Raw genomic sequence first — 20,180 nt, 5'->3', positions numbered from 1 at the left:
GTATTTCGTCGTCGGCGTCGGCGGTGTCGGCGTGGCTCCGGTGTCCCGCCGCACCGCCGAGGGAGCCACCGGCGACGTCCGGCGCTCCACGCCCAGGTCGACGGGCAGAGCCATCTCGTCGACGGCGACACCGCTGGCGCGCTGAACGTCGCGCAGCTCGTCGCCGAACGCCGCCGCACCCGGTGGTCGCGCCGCGGGTTCGCGCGCCATCGCCCGTTCGATGACCGCGGCCACGTCAGTCGGCAGTCCGTGCTCCCGCAGATCCGGTACCGGCTGCGACGTGATGCGCAGGAACTGAGCGATGACCTTCTCACCGCTGCGGCGCTCGAATGCGGCGTGCCCGGTCAGCGCGCAAAACAGAGTAGCGCCAAGGGAATACAGATCCGACGCCGGTGTGGGCGCCTTACCTTCGAGCACTTCGGGCGCGGTGAACGCCGGCGAGCCGGTGATGATCCCGGTGGCGGTCTGGAAGCCGCCGGACATCCTGGCGATGCCGAAGTCGGTCAGCTCCGGTTCGCCGTACTCGGTCAGCAGGACGTTCGCCGGCTTGACGTCACGGTGCAGGATGCCGGCACGATGGGCGGCCTCGAGTGCGCCCGCGAGCTTCACGCCGATGCGCAGCGTCTCGCCCCAATCCAGCGGCCCGTGTCTACGGATCAGCGATTCCAGCGAATTCTTGGCGTGGTAGGGCATGACGATGAACGGGCGGCCGCTCACCGTGGTGCCGACCTGCAGGATGGTCACGATATTGGGGTGACCGGACAGCTTGCCCATTGCATGCTGCTCCCGCAGGAAACGCTCGAGGTTCTCCGGGTCCAGGTCGGTGGTCAGCACCTTGACCGCGACCGTGCGGTCCAGCAGCGGTTGAGCGCACCGGTATACGACACCGAAACCTCCGCGCCCGATCTCGGCGACGTCGTCGAATCCCGCCTCGCGCAGTTCCGCGGGGATGTCGGGAACCAGACCCCGCTGCGTCGGGTGCGAATCGACGTCGACCATCGCCGGTCACTATCCTCCCCAGGGAGGCTGTTGAGCTCCGCTGACACTGACACCCTAGCGCCGATTGCGGTCGGCGAAAACGGGATGGGAGCCAACGCAAGAAAGGCGGTGCGGTGTCCGCCACGTGCTTGATACGGCAGTCCGTGCGCCATTATCTGCCGGGGTCACGACCGACTGGCTCGGCCGAGTGCCGCCGCGCTTAGTGGCAACCGCTCCTCGTGCGCGCCGCCCGAAGTTGAGGCAGGCGCCCCAGGCGACCGCGGCGGCTGCGGACCGATGATCAGGGCAGCGCGGCCGGCGTGGCCGTAACCACTGCATAAGCATAAGAGGTGCGCGGTGAACACGATTTCGACGATGAGGACGGGCCATCATCGGCTGGCGGACGGATCCTTGCTCAGAGTGGACATCGAGTTAGGCCGCTGGGTGGGCAGCCTCTACACACCCGACATGCAGGTCATGAGACGAATTATTAGCACTGACATAGAGGTTCACGCGTGGGCTGTTCGGACGATGGCGCAATAGGCGACCCGCGACGCACCCGCCGACGATGATGACGTCGTAGTGGTTGTCCATAAAATTCTCCCGAGCCGGGGTCGACTCGGCCTTCGGCGCGGTCCGTGACCGCCACCTCGCCCCGCTCCTGGGGACGAGGCGGCGACTCAGCGCGGAGTTCTCTGGGGTGCGTTGACTTTCGGAATTTCAGGTGACGACGTCGACGACGAGGTCAGTTGGGTTGGTGACGATGTCATTGGCGTTTTCTCATGAGTTGCAACGACTCCGGCCTGCAATTCCGCCGCCGATGAGAGTCGGTGCCCGCCGGCTGGCGCAGCTGGTCATGCATATGATGGTCCTGGCGCCAATATGTCCGCGCATGAGGCATCTGCCCCAAGTTCCGCAGAGCTGCAAGCCTTTTGGTAGGACCTGTCGGTGAACGCCGATACCGCTTGTTGCCGGCGATATCTCGGCTGAAGATAGCCCGGCAGGTTGGGGCGATTCCGGCCAGGCCTCCGATGGAGTCGGGTGTTCAGAAGCCCCGCCTAGCCTCAATGCCGGGAAGGGCCGGCCGCCGCCTGAAGCTACAGTGTGCCGTCCAACTGTCCAAGCCGGTCCGTCAGGCGCAGGTTCTCGGAGTAGTCGACGGGACAGGAGATCAGCGACACACCGTCGTCCTGCAGCGCGGTTTTCAGTGTCGGCAGCAATTCCTCGGCGCTGGTGACGCGATACCCTTTGGCACCAAAGCTTTTCGCGTAGCTCACCACATCGGGATTGCCGAACTTGACGTAATAGTGTTCGCCGAGTTCGAGGTCCATCTTCCACTCGATGAGCCCGTATCCGCCGTCTTCCCAGATCAGCACCACTAGCGGTATCCGCTCCCGGACGGCGGTCTCGATTTCCTGCGAGTTCATCATAAACGCGCCGTCGCCGACGACGGCCAGCACCTTGGCCTCCGGCCGGGCCAGCCGGACACCGATGGCCCCCGGAAGAGCAAACCCCATGGTGGACAAGCCATTTGAGATAAGACAGGTGTTGCGCTGGTACGTCGGGTACAGCCGGGCCATCCACATCTTGGTGGCCCCGGTGTCGACCAGTACGACGTCGTTACGCCCGAGCGCCGCCCGGGTGTCGGCCACCACCCGTTGCGGTGCCAGCGGAAAACGCGAATCCTGTTGTCCCCGAGCGAATTCCTCTTCGAGTAAGCCGGAACCGGGCACGTCGGTGCCGCAGTCGAAGCGGTGGCCGGACAGCGCGTCCGTCAACGCATCCAGAGATGCGCTGATGTCGCCGATGATCCCCACGTCGACCGGATAGTGCGCGTCGACCTCGGCCGGGAAGCGGTGGACATGAATGATCTTCTTGTCGCCGTCGGGATTGATTTGGACGGGGTCGAACTCCTGCAGCTCGTAACCGACGGCGATCACGACGTCGGCGTCGTCGAACCCGAAGTTGACGTAGTCGTGCCGCATGAACCCCATCGTGCCGATGCTGTTGGGGTGGTCGTCGGGTATCACGCCCTTGCCATGGAACGTATTGGCCACCGGCACGCCGAGCCCGTCGGAGAAGCGGACCAGCGCCGCGGTCGCGTCGCCACGGGCGGCGCCATGTCCGGCCAGCACGACTGGCCGGCGCGCCACGCGCAGGATCTCGACGGCCCGTGCCACCTGACCGGCCGCCGGCGCTTCGGCGCGCACCACATTGCGCGGCAACGGGCCCAGGTCGCAATAGTCGGCTGCGTCGGCATCCAGATGCTCGGGCACCGCCAGGTACACCGCCGCCGGGCGTTCGGTCTCGGCGACCTTGAACGCCTTGCGGAACATCTCCGGTATGGCGCGCGCGGTCGGGACGCCGGCGGCCCAGCGGGTGATCGGGGCGAACATCGACACCAGGTCGACGTACTGGTGCGATTCCTTGAACTGCCGGTCGTGACCCACCTGCGCGGAGATCGCGACCATCGGGGTGCTGTTGGTGGTCGCGTCCGCGACGCCGAGCTGCATGTTGATCGCGCCCGGCCCCAGCGTCGTCGACACCACCGCCGCGCGGCCCGTGACCCGGCCGTACATCTCGGCCATGAATGCCGCCGCCTGCTCGTGCCGGGTGAGCACATAGCGGATGTCCGATGCGGCCAACGCCTGGACGAAACGGATGTTCTCCTCACCCGGTATCCCGAAGACGACGGAAACCCCCTCGCTTTCCAGGCACTTCACCATGAGCTGGGCGGCGGTAGTCACACTGGCCACGATAGTGGCAGGCTGGGCGGGGAACCTTCCGCTAGACCACCAGCAGAGGATGTCACCGTGCCCATCGCCACGATCAACCCCGCCACCGGAGAGACCGTCAAGACCTTCACCCCGGCGACCCGCGAAGAAGTCGACGCCGCGATCGCGCGCGCCTATGAGCGGTTCGCCGACTACCGCCACACCAGCTACGCGCAACGCGCCCAATGGGCCAACGCCACCGCCGACCTGCTCGAGGCCGAGGCCGACCGGACCGCGGCGGTGATGACGCTCGAAATGGGCAAGACGCTGGCCTCGGCGAAGGCCGAGGTGCTCAAGTGCGCCAAGGGATTTCGCTACTACGCCGAGAACACCGAAGCGCTGCTCGCCGACGAGCCGATCGACGCGACGAAGGTCGGGGCCGCCAGCGCCTACACCCGCTATCAACCGCTGGGGGTGGTGCTGGCCGTGATGCCCTGGAACTTCCCGCTGTGGCAGGCGGTCCGGTTCGCCGCGCCCGCCCTGATGGCCGGCAACGTGGGTCTGTTGAAGCACGCGTCGAACGTGCCGCAGTGCGCGTTGTATCTCGCCGACGTCATCGCCCGTGGCGGGTTCCCCGACGGCTGCTTCCAGACGTTGCTGGTCCCGTCCAGCGCGGTGGAAGACATCCTGCGGGATCCGCGGGTGGCCGCGGCCACGTTGACCGGCAGCGAACCGGCCGGCCAATCGGTGGGCGCCATCGCCGGTGACGAGATCAAACCCACCGTGCTCGAGCTCGGCGGCAGCGACCCGTTCATCGTGATGCCGTCGGCCGACCTGGACGAGGCGGTCAAGACGGCCGTCACCGCCCGGGTGCAGAACAACGGCCAATCCTGCATCGCCGCAAAGCGGTTCATCGCGCACGCCGACATCTACGACGCCTTCGTCGACAAGTTCGTCGAGCGGATGGCTGCGCTGCGGGTCGGTGACCCGACCGACCCGGACACCGACGTGGGTCCGCTGGCCACCGAGTCGGGCCGCAACGAGATCGCCAAACAGGTCGACGACGCCGCGGCGGCCGGCGCGGTGATCCGCTGCGGCGGTAAATCCCCGGACCGGCCGGGCTGGTTCTACCCCCCGACGGTGATCACCGACATCACCAAGGACATGGCGCTCTACACCGAGGAGGTCTTCGGCCCCGTCGCCTCGGTGTACCGGGCCGCCGACATCGACGAAGCGATTCAGATCGCCAACGCCACGACCTTCGGGCTGGGGTCCAACGCCTGGACCCGCGACGAGGCCGAGCAACAGCGCTTCGTCGACGAGATCGAGGCCGGGCAGGTCTTCATCAACGGTATGACGGTGTCCTACCCGGAATTGCCGTTCGGCGGCATCAAGCGGTCCGGCTACGGCCGGGAACTTTCCGGACACGGGATCCGCGAGTTCTGCAACGCCAAAGCCGTCTGGGTCGGCTAACTGTTGGCTGGCGAGCAGACGCAAAATCGCCCAAAACGCCTTTGTTTTGGGCGATTTTGCGTCTGCTCACGTGACCTGTTGAGGTTGCGTGGTGAGTTTCGGGGAGAACGCCGCCGCCAGCACGGCGACCAGCCGGCGCACGGCCAGCGCCGGCTGCTCGGGCGTGGGTTCGTCGAGCCCCAGCACGGGGTCCAGACCGCGCATGTAGGGCGCCAGCGCCAAGTGCGGAAAGATCAGCAGCAGCAGGGACAACAACACGTCGATGTCGGCGTCGGCGCGCAAGTCACCACGGTTCTGCGCATCGCGTACCAACGGCCGCAGCACTTCCAGGTAATGACGATGAATGACGCTCCGCACGCTGATGCGGGCGTCGGTGTCGACCTCCAGCGTCGCCGCGGCATGAAGGGCACGTTCGCGGGGGTGTTCGGCGTAGTAGGCGACCCAGCCGTCGAGCAGGTCGGTGAGAAATTCGAAGAACGGCCGGCTGGGATCGAGCTCGCGGATGAGGTTCTCCATGTAGGAGCGCACCCGCTGGCTGCCGATGTCGGCGATGAACGCGTATAGGTCCCGCTTGTCGGCAAAGTACTGGAACAGGCTTCCCTTGGCGACCCCCGCGCGCCGTGCGATGACGTTCAGGCTGCCGTTGGAAAACCCGTGCGCACCGAACTCGGCCTCGGCGGCTTCCACGATTGCCGCCCGGCGAGCCGGGTCGACGCGCGCCCATGTCACCGTCGGCATACGCCTCCTCGCATCGATGACCACTGGTCATTCTAGTGTGAGGTGCGTCATAGTCAAGTGCGCCGGGCTCGGCTCAGCACGACCAGCCGGAGCCCACCGGCCAACACCGTCGGAGAGCTACCGGCCACGCCTCAGCGGGATTTGGGTAAGCGTCTGGCCCGAAGCGATGCGTCCGCCAATCAGGGTCGCATCTCGTACGCGCCGTTGAGCGGCAGCACGTGTTCCTTCCAGATCCGGTCGTAGCGCGCCGGGTCATGGACGGGACGGCGGATCATCCGCATGGCGAACCGCGCCTGCTCGTCCGTGGTGGCCGACTTGTCGTTGAGCTCAACGGCATAGCTGTTGAAGTCGCGGACCAGCAAGCAGAAGATCTCGTCGATCAGCGCCTCGTCCACACCCGACAGCGGGGCCTCCTCCAGGATGAGCTGGCCGTAGGGCACCGTCGCAAAGAGCTGTCCCACCCCGAACGCGAAGTCGATGTCCTTTTGCTGGGCGGCATCCGGGGTTGCCGATGCCAGCATCTCGGCGAGCACGCCGACCTGCTCGCGCAGCAGCGCGACATTGGGTAGATGGGCGTAGCTGTCGAAGGACGCCCGCCAATTGTGGAAGCGCACCTTGCCCAGGCCGCCGGTCGGGCCCTGGTTGAACAGGAAGGTATCGTCGGCGGCGTCGTCCCGGCGCGAGATCAGCGGTAGCGCGGCGTCGGGGGCGAACAGGTAGTTGGGCATGAACTTGCCGAGCAGCCCGATGTTGATGTGGACGGTGCCCTCCAGCCGCGGCAGCAGCCCGATTTCGCGGGCCACGGTCTCGAAGAAGGTGTCCTTCTCCACGCCCTTGGCCGCGATGACGTCCCACAGGGCGATGATGACGCGCTCGCCCTCGCTGGTGACCTTGGCCTTGGTGAGCGGGCTGTACAACAGGTAGCGACGGTCGTCCGCCGACGCGCTGCGCATGTAGTCGCTGGCCCGGGTGGCCACCAGGCGCATCGCGACCAGCCGCGCATAGGCGTCGGTCAGCAGCCGGCGCACGTGACTGAAGTCGGTGACGACGGTGCCGTACAGGTGCCGGTTGGCGGCGTGGGTGATCGCCTCGTACATGGCGTGGGTGCACATGCCGACGGCACCCCAGCCCAGGTTGTACTTGCACACGTTGACGGTGTTGAGCGCGGCGTGGAAGGCGCCCATCCCACGGTGCAGCAGGTCGGCCTCGGTGACCGGATAATCGCGCAGCGCGTAGTTCGCCACGTAGTTCTGGGAGTTGACCACGTTCTTCTTCAGCTCGTAGCGGTCGTGCCGAGAGTCGGCGGCGAAGAAGACGTACTCGTCAGGGTTGCCCGAGGACCCCGCGATCTTGCCGAAGGTGGAGACCATCCGGGCGACGTTGGCGTTACCGATGTAGTACTTCTCGCCGTTAGCGACCCAGCCGTGCCCATCATCTTTTGCGGGCGTCAGGATCATGTCGGTCTGGTAGACGTCGGCGCCGTGGGATTGCTCCGACAGCCCGAACGCGAACACCTCGCCCTGTTCCAGCTGGGCGGCGGCCTTGCGCTTGGCGTCCTCGTTGTCGCTCATCCAGATCGGGCCCAGGCCCAGGGCCGTCACCTGGAACGGGTACCAGTAGCTCAGCCCGTAGAAGCCGACGATCTCGGCGAACTCGCTGATCCGGTAGGTGTCCCAGCGACAGTCGTCGGCGCCGTATTCGGACGGGGTCAGCAGTGAAGCGAAGATCCGTTCCCGCCCGATGTGGTCCAGAAAGTCCGAGTACCACACCCGCTCGTGGTCGTCGTGCTTGAGGCGCGCCTTTCCCCGGGACTCGAAGAAGTCGACGGTGGCCTGCATGATCTCCGCCGAACGCTGGTCGGGATATTTGCGTTGCAGGCGGTTGGGATTGAGCAGCATGAGGGTGGCTCCCGGGCGGTTCGAATGTGTTCGGAAATGCACGCGGGTAGACCGTACTGCACTACCGCCGTCGTTGTTATAAGTGCCGAGAAATCGGCACTGTCGGCTGACCGGCGTTGCGACTTAGCATCAGCTACGTGTCAGAACTCAATACCGCGCGCGGGCCGATCGATACCGCTGATCTCGGCGTCACGCTCATGCACGAGCACGTGTTCATCATGACCACCGAAGTCGTGCAGAACTATCCCGAAGCCTGGGGAGACGAGGACAAGCGGGTGGCAGATGCGGTCGCCCGGCTCAACGAGTTGAAGTCTCGGGGCGTGGACACCATCGTCGACCTGACGGTGATCGGCCTGGGCCGCTATATCCCGCGCATCGCCCGGGTGGCCGCGCAGACCGAGCTGAACATCGTCGTCGCCACGGGCTTGTACACCTACAACGACGTGCCGTTCTGTTTCCACTATCTCGGACCGGGCACGCAGCTCGACGGCCCGGAGACGATGACCGACCTGTTCGTACGCGACATCGAGCAGGGCATCGCCGACACCGGTATCAAGGCCGGCATTCTCAAGTGCGCCACCGACGAACCCGGCATCACCCCCGGCGTCGAGCGGGTGTTGCGCGCCGTCGCGCAGGCACACAAGCGCACCGGGGTGCCGATTTCCACCCACACCCACGCCGGGTTGCGCCGCGGGCTGGAGCAGCAGCGCATCTTCGAAGAGGAGGGCGTCGACCTGAGCCGGGTGGTCATCGGACACTCGGGCGACAGCACCGACGTCGGCTACCTGGAAGAGCTCGTCGCCGCCGGCTCCTACCTGGGGATGGACCGGTTCGGCCTCGACGTCATCCTGCCGTTCGAGGATCGGGTGAACATCGTGGCGCAGATGTGCGAGCGCGGCCACGCCGACAAGATGGTGCTCTCCCACGACGCCAGTTGCTACTTCGACGCGCTGCCGGAAGCGCTGCTCCCGGTCGCCGCCCCAAACTGGAATTACCTGCACATCCACAACGACGTCATCCCCGCTTTGAAGCAGCGCGGTGTCACCGACGAGCAGCTGCACACCATGCTCGTCGACAACCCGCGCCGCATTTTCGAGCGGCAGGGCGGCTACGAGTAGCCCGGGTACTCACGGCGCGATCGCGTCCGCTTCCCGGTCGACGTCCTGCGGCCCGATGTGCTTGGTGCGTTTCTCCCAGCGGCGCAACGCTTCCCGGCAGGGCGACTCGACCAGCGCGTAGCTCACCGCGGCGATGGCGAAACCGAAGACCAGCGTCAACGCCAGCACCGCCGGCAGGTGGCCGGTGAATGGGAAGATGCCGAGCACCGGGAACACCATGTCCAGGGCGGCCAGGTGCCAGATGAACAAGCCATAGGACCAACGTCCCAGGGTCACCATCCCGGTACTGCCGAGCAGCCGGTGCGACGTGTCGGGCCGGTCCAACACCAGGGGCGCGACCAACGTCAACGCCACCAGTGCGCCCATTGCGGTCTTGACCGCGAATTGGGTCGACGTGCCCTGGACCAAGCCCGCCGGACCCGCCAGTGGTGACGCCGCCACCAGATAGGCCAGCACCGCCACCACGGCCATGACCACCCGGCGGCGCGCCAGCCGGTGCGGCAACCCGACCGGGCTGTGGGCCCACTCGGCCAGCAGCATTCCCGCGGCGAACCACGAGAAAAACGCCGGTGGCCAGTTCAGCGGGTTGAGCCCGGAATCGGTGTGCACGGGTATCCACGCCCAGGCCCAACTGACCACCCCGAGTGACCCGACCGCCGGCACCCGCGCGCCGACCGGAATGCGGCGGGCCAGCAAGGCGAGCACGGGTAGCGCCAGGTAGAAGGCGACCTCGACGGACAAGCTCCACATCTGGGTCAGGCCGCCGGTCAAGGTGAGCGGCACATAGATCTGGGTGAGCGTCAGGTTGGCCAGCCACACCGTCGGGCTGGCGTGATCGGCGTCGGGCAGCAGGGACAGGATGACGACCACGGCCACTACGTAGGCCGGCATGATGCGGACCGCCCGCGATCGCAGATAGTGACCCGTACGCGGGCGTGGTCCGGAGTCTCGCGCCGCGGCCGCGTGCCCGCGCCACAGCAGGAATCCCGACAGCGCGAAAAACACCGCCACGGCCAGATCGAACCGGCCGAACAGCCGGCCGGTGACACCGCTCGAGTGCCCGGTCTGGAATGCGGCATGGGTGACGACCACGCCGATGGCCGCGCACGCGCGCATACCCTCGACGGCGGGCAGGAAGCTGCGCGTCCCGCCCACCCGCTGGCTATCGGTCACCACCACAGTGTGCCCGTGCGCCGAGGCGGGAATGGGGTACACCGGGTACACCGGCGACGTGGGGACAGGTAGGCAGCCCGGGGCAATGCGTTCTGCTGTTAGGGTCAAACGGGTTTTGCCTCGCTGCATGGTCAGGTCGGAGCGGATCGCAACTGACGAGTCCATGGTCGGTCTGAGAAGGAGGTCACGGCAACGTGAACCGAGCAGTCATGTTGCGGATGGCCGCATTAGGGACGATCGGGCTCGGAGCCGCTCTGCTGATGGCCGCGCTGCTGCTGTCCACCTACACCAGCAGCAGGATCGCCAAGATCCCGCTGGATATCGATGCCACGCTGATCAGGCAGGGCACCGGATCGGCGCTCGACTCGGCATCTTTGTCCGGTGATCACGTCGTGGTCAACCAGAACGTGCCACTGGTGTCCCAACAGCAGGTCACCGTCGAATCGCCGGCCAACGCCGATGTGGTCACCCTGCAGGTCGGCACCTCGGTGCGGCGTACCGACAAGCAGAAGGACACCGGTCTGCTGCTGGCGATCGTCGACACCGTCACCCTCAACCGCAAGACGGCGATGGCCGTCTCCGACGACACCCACACCGGCGGCGCGGTCCAGAAGCCGCGCGGTCTCAACGACGAAAGCCCGCCGACCGCCATCCCGCTGCGCCACGAAGGGCTGGCCTACCGCTTCCCGTTTCACACCGAGAAGAAGTCCTACCCGTACTTCGATCCGATCGCGCAGAAGGCGTTCGACGCCAACTACGACAGCCCAGAGGACGTCAACGGCTTAACCACCTACCGCTTCACACAGAACGTGGGCTACGGCTCCGACGGGAAGTTGGTGGCACCGATCAAGTACCCGTCGCTGTATGCCGGTGACGAGGACGGCAAGATCACCACGACCGCGGCGATGTGGGGTGTTCCCGGCGAACCGGGCGAGCAGATCACGATGAACCGCTACTACGCCGCGCAGCGAACCTTCTGGGTGGACCCGGTGACCGGCACCATCGTCAAGGAAACCGAACGCGCCTATCACTACTACGCCCGCGAGGCGATGAAGCCCGAGGTGACGCTCGCCGACTACAAGGTCACGTCCACCGAAGAGACCGTCGAATCCCAGGTGAACACCGCGCGCGACGAGCGCGACCGGCTGGCGCTGTGGTCGCGGGTATTGCCGATCACCTTCACTGCCGTCGGCTTGATCGCGCTGGTCGGTGGTGGCCTGCTCGCGTCCTTCAGCCTGCGCACCGAAAGCGCCCTGACGGAGCCCGGCCTCGACCGCGACGACACCGACTACTTCCGGCGCGCCGGGCTGGAAGAACCTGTGCCCGGAGCCGAAGCCGAGACCGAGAAACTGCCTACCCAGCGTCCCGAATTGCCGGCCGACCCGGCCGCGCCCACGTCGGAGTCGCCCCCGTCGGCCTCGACCGAGCCACCACCGGAATCCGGACCGCCTGAGCCTCCGCCCGCGGAACGGACTTAACGCGCCGACGTGCGCTGGTTGCGACCGGGCTATGCGTTGGCTCTGGCGCTGCTGGTGCTGCTGCCGCTACTGCGACCCGGATATCTGCTATTGCGCGACGCGGTGTCCACCCCACGGTCATACCTGTCCGACACCGCCCTCGGGTTGACCGCGGCACCCCGGGCGACGCCGCAGGATTTTGCGGTGGCGCTGGCGTCGCATCTGGTCGACGGCGGCATGGTGGTGAAGGCATTGTTGCTCCTGGGCCTCTGGTTCGCGGGCTGGGGAGCGGCCCACCTGGTGGCGACGGTGCTGCCGACAGCCGGAGCCGGTGGCCAGTTCGTCGCGATCACGATCGCGATCTGGAATCCCTATGTCGCCGAACGACTCTTGCAGGGGCATTGGAGCCTGTTACTCGGTTACGGCTGCCTGCCGTGGGTTTCCACGGCGATGCTGGGGTTGCGCCGCGGTGCGGGCCGGTCCGGTTTTTTCGCCCTGGCGTTCTGGATCGCGCTGGCCGGGCTGACCCCGACCGGGTTGCTGCTCGCCGCGACGGTTGCCCTGACCTGTGTGGCGGCTCCCGGTGACGGCCGGCCCCGTTGGCTTTGCGCCGCAACGGGATTGGGATTTGCGGTGGTCGGCGCGCTGCCGTGGCTGACGGCGTCGGCCCTGGGGTCGTCGTTGGCCAGCCACACCGCGGCGAACGAACTGGGTGTCAGCGCGTTCGCGCCGCGTGCCGAACCCGGCCTGGGCACGCTCGCCAGCCTGGCCAGTCTCGGCGGGATTTGGAATGGCGAGGCCGTACCCGGTTCGCGCACAACGCTTTTCGTGTTGGTCTCGGCCGCGGTGCTGCTGACCGTGGTAGCGGTCGGACTTCCCGCGGCGCGGCGTCGGGCGACAGCGGTGCCGCTGTTGGTGCTGGCGGCGGTATCGGTGCTGGCGCCGGCGGGATTGGCGACCGGCCCGGGACTGCATGTGCTGACCGCGGTGGTTGACGCGGCGCCCGGGCTGGGCGTGTTGCGGGACGGGCAGAAGTGGGTGGCGCTGGCGATGCCGGGTTACACGGTGTGCGGCGCTGAGGCGGTGGTGACGCTGGCACGTTGGTGGCGGCCTGCCGTGGCGGGGTTGGTCTGCTGTGTGGCACTCGTCTTGGCGTTGCCGGACCTGGCGTGGGGCGTGTGGGGCAGGGTCACACCCGTGCACTACCCGTCGGGGTGGGCGGCCGTCGCGGCGGCGATCAACCGTGAGCCGGGGCCTGTGGTGGTCTTGCCCGCCGGCACCATGCGGCGCTTTTCCTGGTCGGGTTCGGCTCCGGTGCTCGATCCGCTGCCCCGCTGGGTTCGCGCCGACGTGCTGACGACGGGTGATCTGGTCATTTCCCGGGTGACGGTTCCCGGGGACGGCGCTCACGCCCGAGCGGTGCAGGAGTTGCTTCTGGCCGGGCCCGATCCCTCGGCATTGGCCCGGGCCGGGGTGGGGTGGGTGGTCGTCGAATCGGACAGCGCCGGCGACATGGGTGCGGCCGCGCGCACGCTCGACCGGCTGACGCCGGCCTACCGTGACGGCGAGTTGGCTCTGTACCGCATCGGCGGCTCGGGCGGCGGTGTCCCTGCTGCGCGCCTTCGAGCGACAATGATTGCGCATTGGGCATGGCTTTGGCTGCTGCTGGTGGGCGGGGCAGGCGTGGCCGGTTGTTGGGTGCGCCGACACATAACCAGAGGCGATGACACGCCGGCGCGGATCGCAGAGGATTAAGTCTCGCGGTTTACACCACGCCGCTGACGAACTCGCCGGCCAGCACCGTTTCGAGCACCACCCGCATGGCGTCGGCGCTTTGTTGCCAAGAGAATTCGCCGCTACGCACTTGCGCCTTGACGCCGAGTTGGTCGCGCAATATCGGATCGGAGAGCAGTTGTTCGAGCCGGTCCACCAGTTCGCGGCGGCTGTCGACCAGGATGCCGGTCACCCCGTCGATGATCGAGTCGGACAGACCGCCGGAGGATCGATACCCGACCGTGGGCACGCTGTGCTGGGCCGCCTCGACCACCGCCAAACCCCACCCCTCCTTGCGCGACGGCAGCAGGTGCACCCAAGAGCTTTGCAGCACATGGTGTTTGGTGAGGTCGTCGACGTGACCATGGAAGGTCACCGCGTCGGAAATGCCGAGCCGATTCGCGTGGTCGACGAGTCGCTGCTGCCACCAGCCGCCGCCGACCACGTCGAGGTGCAGACCCGGTATTCCCGAGTTTCGTCGCCGTAGCTCCGCCACGGCTTCTAACGCATCCTCGATCCGCTTGTGCGGTACCAGCCGCGACAGCACCACCACCCGCGGCGTGGCCGCGCGCGGGACGGACAACGTCTGCGGCGGCGCCTCGTCGAGTCCGTTGCGGACCACCGCGATCCGCCCGTTGTCCACACCCAGGGCGACCAGATCACGCGCCGACGGCAACGACACCGTCACGTACTGGTTGTGCCGGTTGAGCCGTGGCGACAACGTCGACTCGACGAACCAGCCCAGCCGACCGAGCACCGGACCGGCCACCGGCCACTGCTCGCGATGGCAGTGGTGGACCAGCACCACCGTGCGACGCCCATACAAGAGCCGGGCAAGAAACGGCAGACCGTTTTGGGTGTCGACGACCACGTCCGGCCGCGCCCCGCGCAGCGGCCCCAACCGGAACCGCGCCAGTGCCATCGCTACCAGCGCCCACACGTACACCGAATAGCGGCCACCGGCGCGGCTGATCCGCACCCCGTCGATGACGTCGTGTCGTGGGGCCCCCGGATAGCGGGCGGTACGCAAGGTGACCTCGATACCGGATGCGACCAGCTGCGCGCCGATGCGCTGCAAATAGGTTTCGCTGCCACCGCCCTGGGGATGCCCGGTATCGCGCCAGCACAGCAGCAACACCGAGCGCAGTCCAGACATCGATCGCCAGCCTAGCCTGGCGACGATGCGCGCCGCCGCGCGGCGGCGTGCCCTCCATCCGCGCGCGAGTGTGCACTGGCGGCGTTGAACGTGCGCTGATGGCGACTCCACGGCCTACCGGCCGCCGTGTGCACACACCGAAAGCCACAGCTACACACTCGTGCGGACCCGACTAGCCCCTGGCGGATCATCCGGCACGGGTGGGCGCGGATGCGTAGGGTGTGGCCGGTGGCCGTCGCCTCCCACGTCACCGATGTCGTAGCACGCCGGGCGACACTGGCCCGCTCGCTGCGGCTGCTGTCACAGTTTCGCTATGAGCAGTCCGACCCGGCACGCTTCTACGACGCCCTGGCGGCCGACACCGCGACGATGGTCGGTGATCTCTGGCTGGCCGGCCACGGGGAGCCGCCGACCGGTCGCACACTGCTCGATGTCGGCGGTGGTCCCGGATACTTCGCCTCGGCGTTCGCCGGCGCCGGAGTCCGTTACATCGGTGTCGAACCGGACCCCGACGAAATGCACGCCGCGAGCCCCGTAAACGCCGACGCTCCGGGCGTTTTCGTGCGGGCCTCGGGCATGGCACTGCCATTCGCCGACGACTCGGTGGACATCTGCCTGTCTTCCAATGTCGCCGAACACGTGCCGCGGCCGTGGCAGCTCGGCGCCGAGATGCTGCGGGTGACCAGGCCGGGCGGGTTGGTCGTGCTCTCTTATACCGTCTGGCTCGGCCCGTTCGGCGGACACGAGATGGGTTTAACCCATTACCTCGGCGGTGCCCGCGCCGCCGCTCGCTATGCCCGAAAACACGGCCATCCGGCGAAAAACAACTACGGGTCGTCGTTGTTTGCGGTCTCGGTGGCCGATGGTCTGAAGTGGGCCGCCAGCACCGGTGCCGCGGTCGCCGCATTTCCCCGCTACCACCCACGATGGGCGTGGTGGCTGACGTCCGTGCCGCTGCTGCGGGAGTTCTTGGTGAGCAACCTGGTGCTGGTCCTGCAGCCGCGATAATGGAACGTGTTCTCGTTTCGCGTCGGCTTGGGTAGGGTGGCGCCATGAGCGACAGCCACACGACCGAATACGACAAACTTTTCATCGGCGGCAAGTGGACGGAACCGTCGACCTCCGAAGTCATTGAAGTGCACTGCCCGGCCACCGGCGAGTACGTCGGCAAGGTGCCGCTGGCGGCCGGTGCCGACGTCGACGCCGCGGTTGCCGCGGCCCGGGCGGCGTTCGACAACGGACCGTGGCCCGCGACCCCGCCGAAGGAGCGCGCGGCGGTGCTGGCCGCCGCGGCCAAGCTGCTGGAACAGCGCAAGGAGCTGTTCACCAAACTGCTCGCCGACGAGACCGGTCAGCCGCCGACGATCATCGAGACGATGCACTGGATGGGTTCGATGGGAGCGCTGAACTTCTTCGCCACTCAGGCCGTCGACCAGGTCAAGTGGCGAGAGATCCGCAGCGGCTCCTACGGCCAGACCATCGTCCATCGTGAGCCCGTCGGTGTGGTGGGCGCGATCGTGGCGTGGAACGTGCCGCTGTTCCTGGCCATCAACAAGCTGGGCCCGGCGCTGCTCGCCGGCTGCACCGTGGTGCTCAAACCGGCCGCTGAAACCCCCTTGACGGCAAACGCTTTGGCTGAGTTGCTGGCCGAGGCCGGTTTGCCGGAAGGGGTGCTGTCGGTGGTGCCCGGCGGTATCGAGACCGGCCAGGCGCTGACCTCCAATCCCGATGTCGATATGTTCACCTTCACCGGCAGCTCGGCCGTCGGCAAGGAGGTGGGCAAGCGCGCTGCCGAACTGCTCAAGCCATGCACGCTGGAGCTGGGCGGCAAATCGGCGGCCATCATGCTCGAAGACGTCGATCTGGCCAGCGCTGTCCCGATGATGGTGTTCTCCGGCGTGATGAACGCCGGGCAGGGCTGTGTGAACCAGACGCGGATTCTGGCGCCGCGCTCCCGGTATGACGAAATCGTGGACGCGGTAAGCACTTTCGTGCAGGCACTGCCGGTGGGGCCGCCGTCGAACCCGGCCGTGCAAGTGGGGCCGCTGATCTCGGAGAAGCAGCGCGCCCGGGTGGAGGGATACATCGCCAAGGGCATCGAAGAGGGCGCGCGGCTGGTGTGCGGCGGTGGCCGTCCCGAAGGCCTGGACAACGGATTCTTCGTGCAGCCAACGGTTTTCGCCGACGTCGACAACAAGATGACGATCGCCCAGGAGGAGATCTTCGGGCCGGTGCTGTCGATCATCCCCTACGACACCGAAGAAGATGCGATCAAGATCGCCAACGACTCGGTGTACGGGCTGGCCGGCAGCGTCTGGACCACCAATATCCCGCACGGTATCGAGATCTCCGAAAAGATCCGCACCGGCACCTACGGAATCAATTGGTACGCCTTCGATCCCTGCTGCCCGTTCGGCGGCTACAAGAACTCTGGGATCGGCCGCGAGAACGGACCGGAAGGTGTGGAGCACTTCACCCAGCAGAAGAGCGTGCTGATGCCGATGGGCTACACCGTCGAGTAACTATGGCGAGCAGACGCAAAAGCCCCCAAAACTCGCTTGTTTTGGGGGCTTTTGCGTCTGCTCGGCCAACTACCGGCCCTGGAACCGGGCCTGCCGTCGTTCGATGAATGATTGGACGCCCTCGGCGGCGTCCTCGCTGGCGAACAGGGCCGCGACGTCGGGCCGCAGGCGCTCGATGGCCGCCGCCTCGCCCTGCCGGCGGGCCAGGTGCGCCGACGCCAGCGTGGCCCGCACCCCCAGCGGCGCAGCGCGGTCGGCAATGGTGTGCGCGATCTCGCTCGCCCGGGACAATGCCGCCGCGGCGTCGTCGGCCACCTCCTGGACCAGCCCGATGCGGTGCGCCTCGGCCGCGTCGAATTCCTCGCCGGTGAGCAGCCAGCGCATGGCATTGCCCCACCCGGCCTCGCGCGGCAGCCGGATCGTCGCCCCGCCAAAGGGGTAGATCCCGCGCTGCACCTCCAGCTGGGTGAACCGGGTCCCGGCGGCGGCAATGCGAATGTCGGCGGCCAGCAGCAGTTCAATGCCCAACGTCATGCACCAGCCGTGCACGACGGTGACCAGCGGTGTGCTCCACGGACCATCGAGACGCCACGGGTCGCGACCGTCGTCGGGGAAAGCCAATTCTCCGCTCGCGATGCCGGGACCGACGTCGACGAGATCGAGACCGGCGGTGAAGTGGTCGCCATGGGCGAACAACACCCCGGCGCGCAGCGAGTCGTCGGATTCCAGCAGCCCGTACGCCCGGGACAGGTCGGCGAGCATCGCCCGGTCGAAGGCATTGCGTTTATGTGGCCGGTTCAGGCCGATCATCAGGACATGGCCGTCCCGCTCGAGGGACACGGTGGCGAGGTCGGGCAGGGAGGGCTGGGAAGCAGTGGCCATCGGCTTAGTGAACCTCACAGAAAGGCAGTATGCAATAAAACATAATACGTTCGGCGAGATGAATCGCGGCCGGATATCAGCTCTTCCCCGACTAGCGCGGTCATATTATGCTTTTGTACATAGTCGTGGCCGGTGACTCGGTACATGAGGCAATACCTTCCACCGGGAGTAACCATGTGGATCATCGAGCTCAACATCGCCGGCTTCCGATTCACCCGCGAACTGCCCGATAGACGTCGGCGAACGCTTCGGTTCAACCCAAGCCATCTGCACTGGCCGGTACCGCGTCACGGCCACTCGCACGCCGCATGACGCCGACCGGCACGGCTGCGAAGAAGCGCGGCGGCACGCGGGACAAGATGCTGGTCAGCGCCGCGCAGGTGCTGCGCGAACGTGGCGCGGCCGGGGTAACCATCGACTCGGTGCTCGCGCGCAGCGGCGCCCCACGCGGCTCGGTGTACCACCACTTTCCCGACGGGCGAAATCAGATACTGACCGAGGCGCTTCGCTACGCCGGGGATTCGATCACCGCCGTGATCGACAACGCTGCCGAACGGGGGGCCCGGGTGCTGCTGCGCGAGTTCGTCGATTATTGGCAACATCTGCTCACCGAGGGCGACTTCGCCGCGGGCTGCCCCGTGGCCGCGGCCACGCTGGGCTCGGCCGACGACGGACTCGAGCTGTCCACGGCGGCCGGCGCGATCCTGAACGGCTGGTGTAGTGCATTGACTCGAGCGTTCATCACCGACGGTTTTGGCGAGTCGGACGCGGCGTCGCTGGCGGTGACGTCCGTGGCCGCGCTGGAAGGGGCCATCATGCTGTGCCGCTCGACGCGTACCGCCGAGCCGTTACGCACAGTAGGCGACCAGCTCCAATTCCTAGTTTCCTCAAGGGAATTCGTTCGTAATAGCGGTACTGCCGTCAATCACAACGGCCCGGGCGATTAACGGCGGCGCCCACAATTGCCCGAGGCACACCGGACCCTGTTTGCTGGCGCCTAATCCCGATAAACTTCGGAGCAGCCCCCAATAACTCGGCGGCCACCCAGGTCTCGGCGATAGGAGACTAATGGGCGCCGGCGGAAGGGCGCGCCATGGCTGCTGTTCTGGCAATACCGGACTTCATGATGTCGGTGGCCACCGATCTGGACAACATCGCTTCGGCCGTCAGCGCAGCCAATGCCGCCGCTGCCGCGCAGACCACCAAAGTGGCGGCAGCCGCCGGTGATCAAGTCTCGACGACCGTAGCGGCGCTATTCGGCCGCTATGCCCTGGATTACCAAGGTTTCAGCGCCCAAGCGGAGGCATTTCATCAACGGTTCGTGCAGGCGCTAAAGGCCGGCGCGGCATCGTATGCCGGCGCCGAGGCCGCCAACGTGGTGCCGTTGCAGTCGCTACTCACCCTGCCGCTCGGATTGCCGATACCCAGCCTGGCCTCTTTGCAAAGTCTGCTGTCGTTGCCGAATCTGGCTACCCTGCAAGGCTTGTCGCCGGTCCAGGACCTGCTTGGTCCTGATCAACGCGCCCACCATGACGTTCCTGGGCCGCCCGCTGATCGGTGATGGCGCCAACGGGCTGCCGTTGAGCGGCCAAGACGGCGGTCCGGGTGGGATCTTGTGGGCAACGGCGGCAACGGCGGCTCCGGGGCACCGGGACAAAACGGCGGTGCCGGCGGGCCCGCGGGGTTGATCGGCAACGGAGGTATCGGCGGCGCGGGCGGCGTTCAGCTGGGATCGAGCGTCGGAAACGGCGGCGCCGGAGGCACCGGCGGGCTGCTCTGAGGCAACGGTGGCGCAGGTGGCGTCGCAGGCCTTGCCAGCACCGGGGTTGCCAGCAGTGGCGGCAGCGGAGGCGCCGCGATCGGCTTGTTCGGCAGCGGCGGAGCCGGGGGTTTCGGCGGGACTTCCCTGACTGGTCTGACGGCGGTGCACGGCGGCCAGGGTGGCGCCGGCGGCACCGGCGGGCTGGTCTACGGCGCCGGTGGGACCGGCGGTGATGGCGGTGCGGGAGTGCTTCTTGACGACGGCGGCGCCGGCGGGGTTCAGCTGGGATCGAGCGTCGGAAACGGCGGCGCCGGAGGCACCGTCGGGCTGCTCTACGGCGCCGGTGGGACCGGCGGTGATGGCGGTGCGGGAGTGCTTCTTGACGACGGCGGCGCCGGCGGTGCCGGAGGCGGCGTGCGACTGTTCGGCGCCGGGGGTCAGGGCGGGGTCGGTGGCGCTGCCGCCGCCGGCGGCGCGGGCGGTGCCAGGGGGCTGATCGGCACCGGCGGCGGCGGGGAAGGCGGCCTGAGCGTAAC

At 67.2% G+C, this 20,180-nt stretch carries 14 protein-coding genes and 2 pseudogenes; 9 read left to right on the top strand and 7 right to left on the bottom strand.

The genetic code is table 11. The features are described from left to right. Both EET03_RS01215 and EET03_RS01210 read right to left on the bottom strand, forming a co-directional pair. On the bottom strand, positions 1–999 hold a 999-nt coding region (locus EET03_RS01215; protein WP_136625622.1), incomplete at its 3' end, for a serine/threonine-protein kinase. 1,076 nt (positions 1,000–2,075) lie between these two features. After that, positions 2,076–3,725 (bottom strand): acetolactate synthase large subunit, encoded by a 1,650-nt coding sequence (locus EET03_RS01210; protein ID WP_075542163.1) that lies wholly within the window; start codon positions 3,723–3,725, stop codon positions 2,076–2,078. A gap of 66 nt (positions 3,726–3,791) precedes the next feature. Here EET03_RS01210 and EET03_RS01205 point away from each other — a divergent pair, with 66 nt between their 5' ends. Beyond that, complete coding sequence (locus EET03_RS01205; RefSeq protein ID WP_075542162.1) at positions 3,792–5,165, top strand: NADP-dependent succinic semialdehyde dehydrogenase; 1,374 nt, start codon at positions 3,792–3,794, stop codon at positions 5,163–5,165. A gap of 66 nt (positions 5,166–5,231) precedes the next feature. On the opposite strand, the gene EET03_RS01200 is transcribed toward EET03_RS01205, so the two are convergent. After that, positions 5,232–5,903 carry a TetR/AcrR family transcriptional regulator gene (locus EET03_RS01200; protein ID WP_063470383.1) on the bottom strand — a complete coding sequence of 224 codons (672 nt, stop codon included), beginning with the start codon at positions 5,901–5,903 and terminating at the stop codon, positions 5,232–5,234. A gap of 179 nt (positions 5,904–6,082) precedes the next feature. Next, positions 6,083–7,801 (bottom strand): acyl-CoA dehydrogenase family protein, encoded by a 1,719-nt coding sequence (locus EET03_RS01195; protein ID WP_075542161.1) that lies wholly within the window; start codon positions 7,799–7,801, stop codon positions 6,083–6,085. 137 nt (positions 7,802–7,938) lie between these two features. Here EET03_RS01195 and EET03_RS01190 point away from each other — a divergent pair, with 137 nt between their 5' ends. Then, a complete protein-coding gene (locus EET03_RS01190; protein ID WP_063470385.1) occupies positions 7,939–8,919 on the top strand; it encodes a phosphotriesterase family protein in 981 nt (326 codons plus the stop codon). A 9-nt stretch (positions 8,920–8,928) separates the two neighbouring features. Here the strand turns inward: EET03_RS01190 and EET03_RS01185 are convergent, their stop codons facing one another. Then, entirely contained in the window at positions 8,929–10,098 is a 1,170-nt protein-coding gene (locus tag EET03_RS01185; RefSeq protein WP_075542197.1) for an acyltransferase family protein, read from the bottom strand. Positions 10,099–10,286: 188 nt separating this feature from the next. Here EET03_RS01185 and pgfA point away from each other — a divergent pair, with 188 nt between their 5' ends. Beyond that, a complete protein-coding gene (gene pgfA, locus EET03_RS01180) occupies positions 10,287–11,570 on the top strand; it encodes a cell envelope lipid trafficking protein PgfA (protein ID WP_075542159.1) in 1,284 nt (427 codons plus the stop codon). A gap of 9 nt (positions 11,571–11,579) precedes the next feature. Further along, a complete protein-coding gene (locus tag EET03_RS01175; protein ID WP_075542158.1) occupies positions 11,580–13,304 on the top strand; it encodes an MmpA family trehalose lipid delivery protein in 1,725 nt (574 codons plus the stop codon). Between the two features lie 10 nt (positions 13,305–13,314). Here the strand turns inward: EET03_RS01175 and EET03_RS01170 are convergent, their stop codons facing one another. Next, entirely contained in the window at positions 13,315–14,478 is a 1,164-nt protein-coding gene (locus EET03_RS01170; protein WP_075542157.1) for a glycosyltransferase family 4 protein, read from the bottom strand. Positions 14,479–14,688: 210 nt separating this feature from the next. Here EET03_RS01170 and EET03_RS01165 point away from each other — a divergent pair, with 210 nt between their 5' ends. After that, positions 14,689–15,486, top strand: a complete 798-nt coding sequence (locus EET03_RS01165) for a class I SAM-dependent methyltransferase (protein ID WP_075542156.1) — start codon at positions 14,689–14,691, stop codon at positions 15,484–15,486. Between the two features lie 44 nt (positions 15,487–15,530). After that, on the top strand, positions 15,531–17,000 hold the full coding sequence (locus EET03_RS01160) for an aldehyde dehydrogenase (RefSeq protein ID WP_075542155.1): 1,470 nt from the start codon (positions 15,531–15,533) through the stop codon (positions 16,998–17,000). A 69-nt stretch (positions 17,001–17,069) separates the two neighbouring features. Here EET03_RS01160 and EET03_RS01155 read toward each other — a convergent pair whose 3' ends face one another. Further along, complete coding sequence (locus EET03_RS01155; protein ID WP_075542154.1) at positions 17,070–17,882, bottom strand: crotonase/enoyl-CoA hydratase family protein; 813 nt, start codon at positions 17,880–17,882, stop codon at positions 17,070–17,072. A gap of 308 nt (positions 17,883–18,190) precedes the next feature. On the opposite strand from EET03_RS01155, the gene EET03_RS01150 reads away from it, so the two are divergent. The 3 genes and pseudogenes from EET03_RS01150 to EET03_RS31010 all read left to right on the top strand — a co-directional run. Further along, positions 18,191–18,829 (top strand): TetR/AcrR family transcriptional regulator, encoded by a 639-nt coding sequence (locus tag EET03_RS01150; RefSeq protein ID WP_099193896.1) that lies wholly within the window; start codon positions 18,191–18,193, stop codon positions 18,827–18,829. Positions 18,830–18,975: 146 nt separating this feature from the next. After that, a pseudogene (locus tag EET03_RS33245) lies at positions 18,976–19,285 on the top strand (PE family protein); the annotation flags it as partial. A gap of 62 nt (positions 19,286–19,347) precedes the next feature. Beyond that, a pseudogene (locus EET03_RS31010) lies at positions 19,348–20,180 on the top strand (PGRS repeat-containing protein); the annotation flags it as partial.

This window comes from Mycobacterium innocens (genome assembly GCF_900566055.1).
Lineage (GTDB): Bacteria > Actinomycetota > Actinomycetes > Mycobacteriales > Mycobacteriaceae > Mycobacterium > Mycobacterium innocens.
This window is presented reverse-complemented; position numbering and strand designations above follow the sequence as displayed.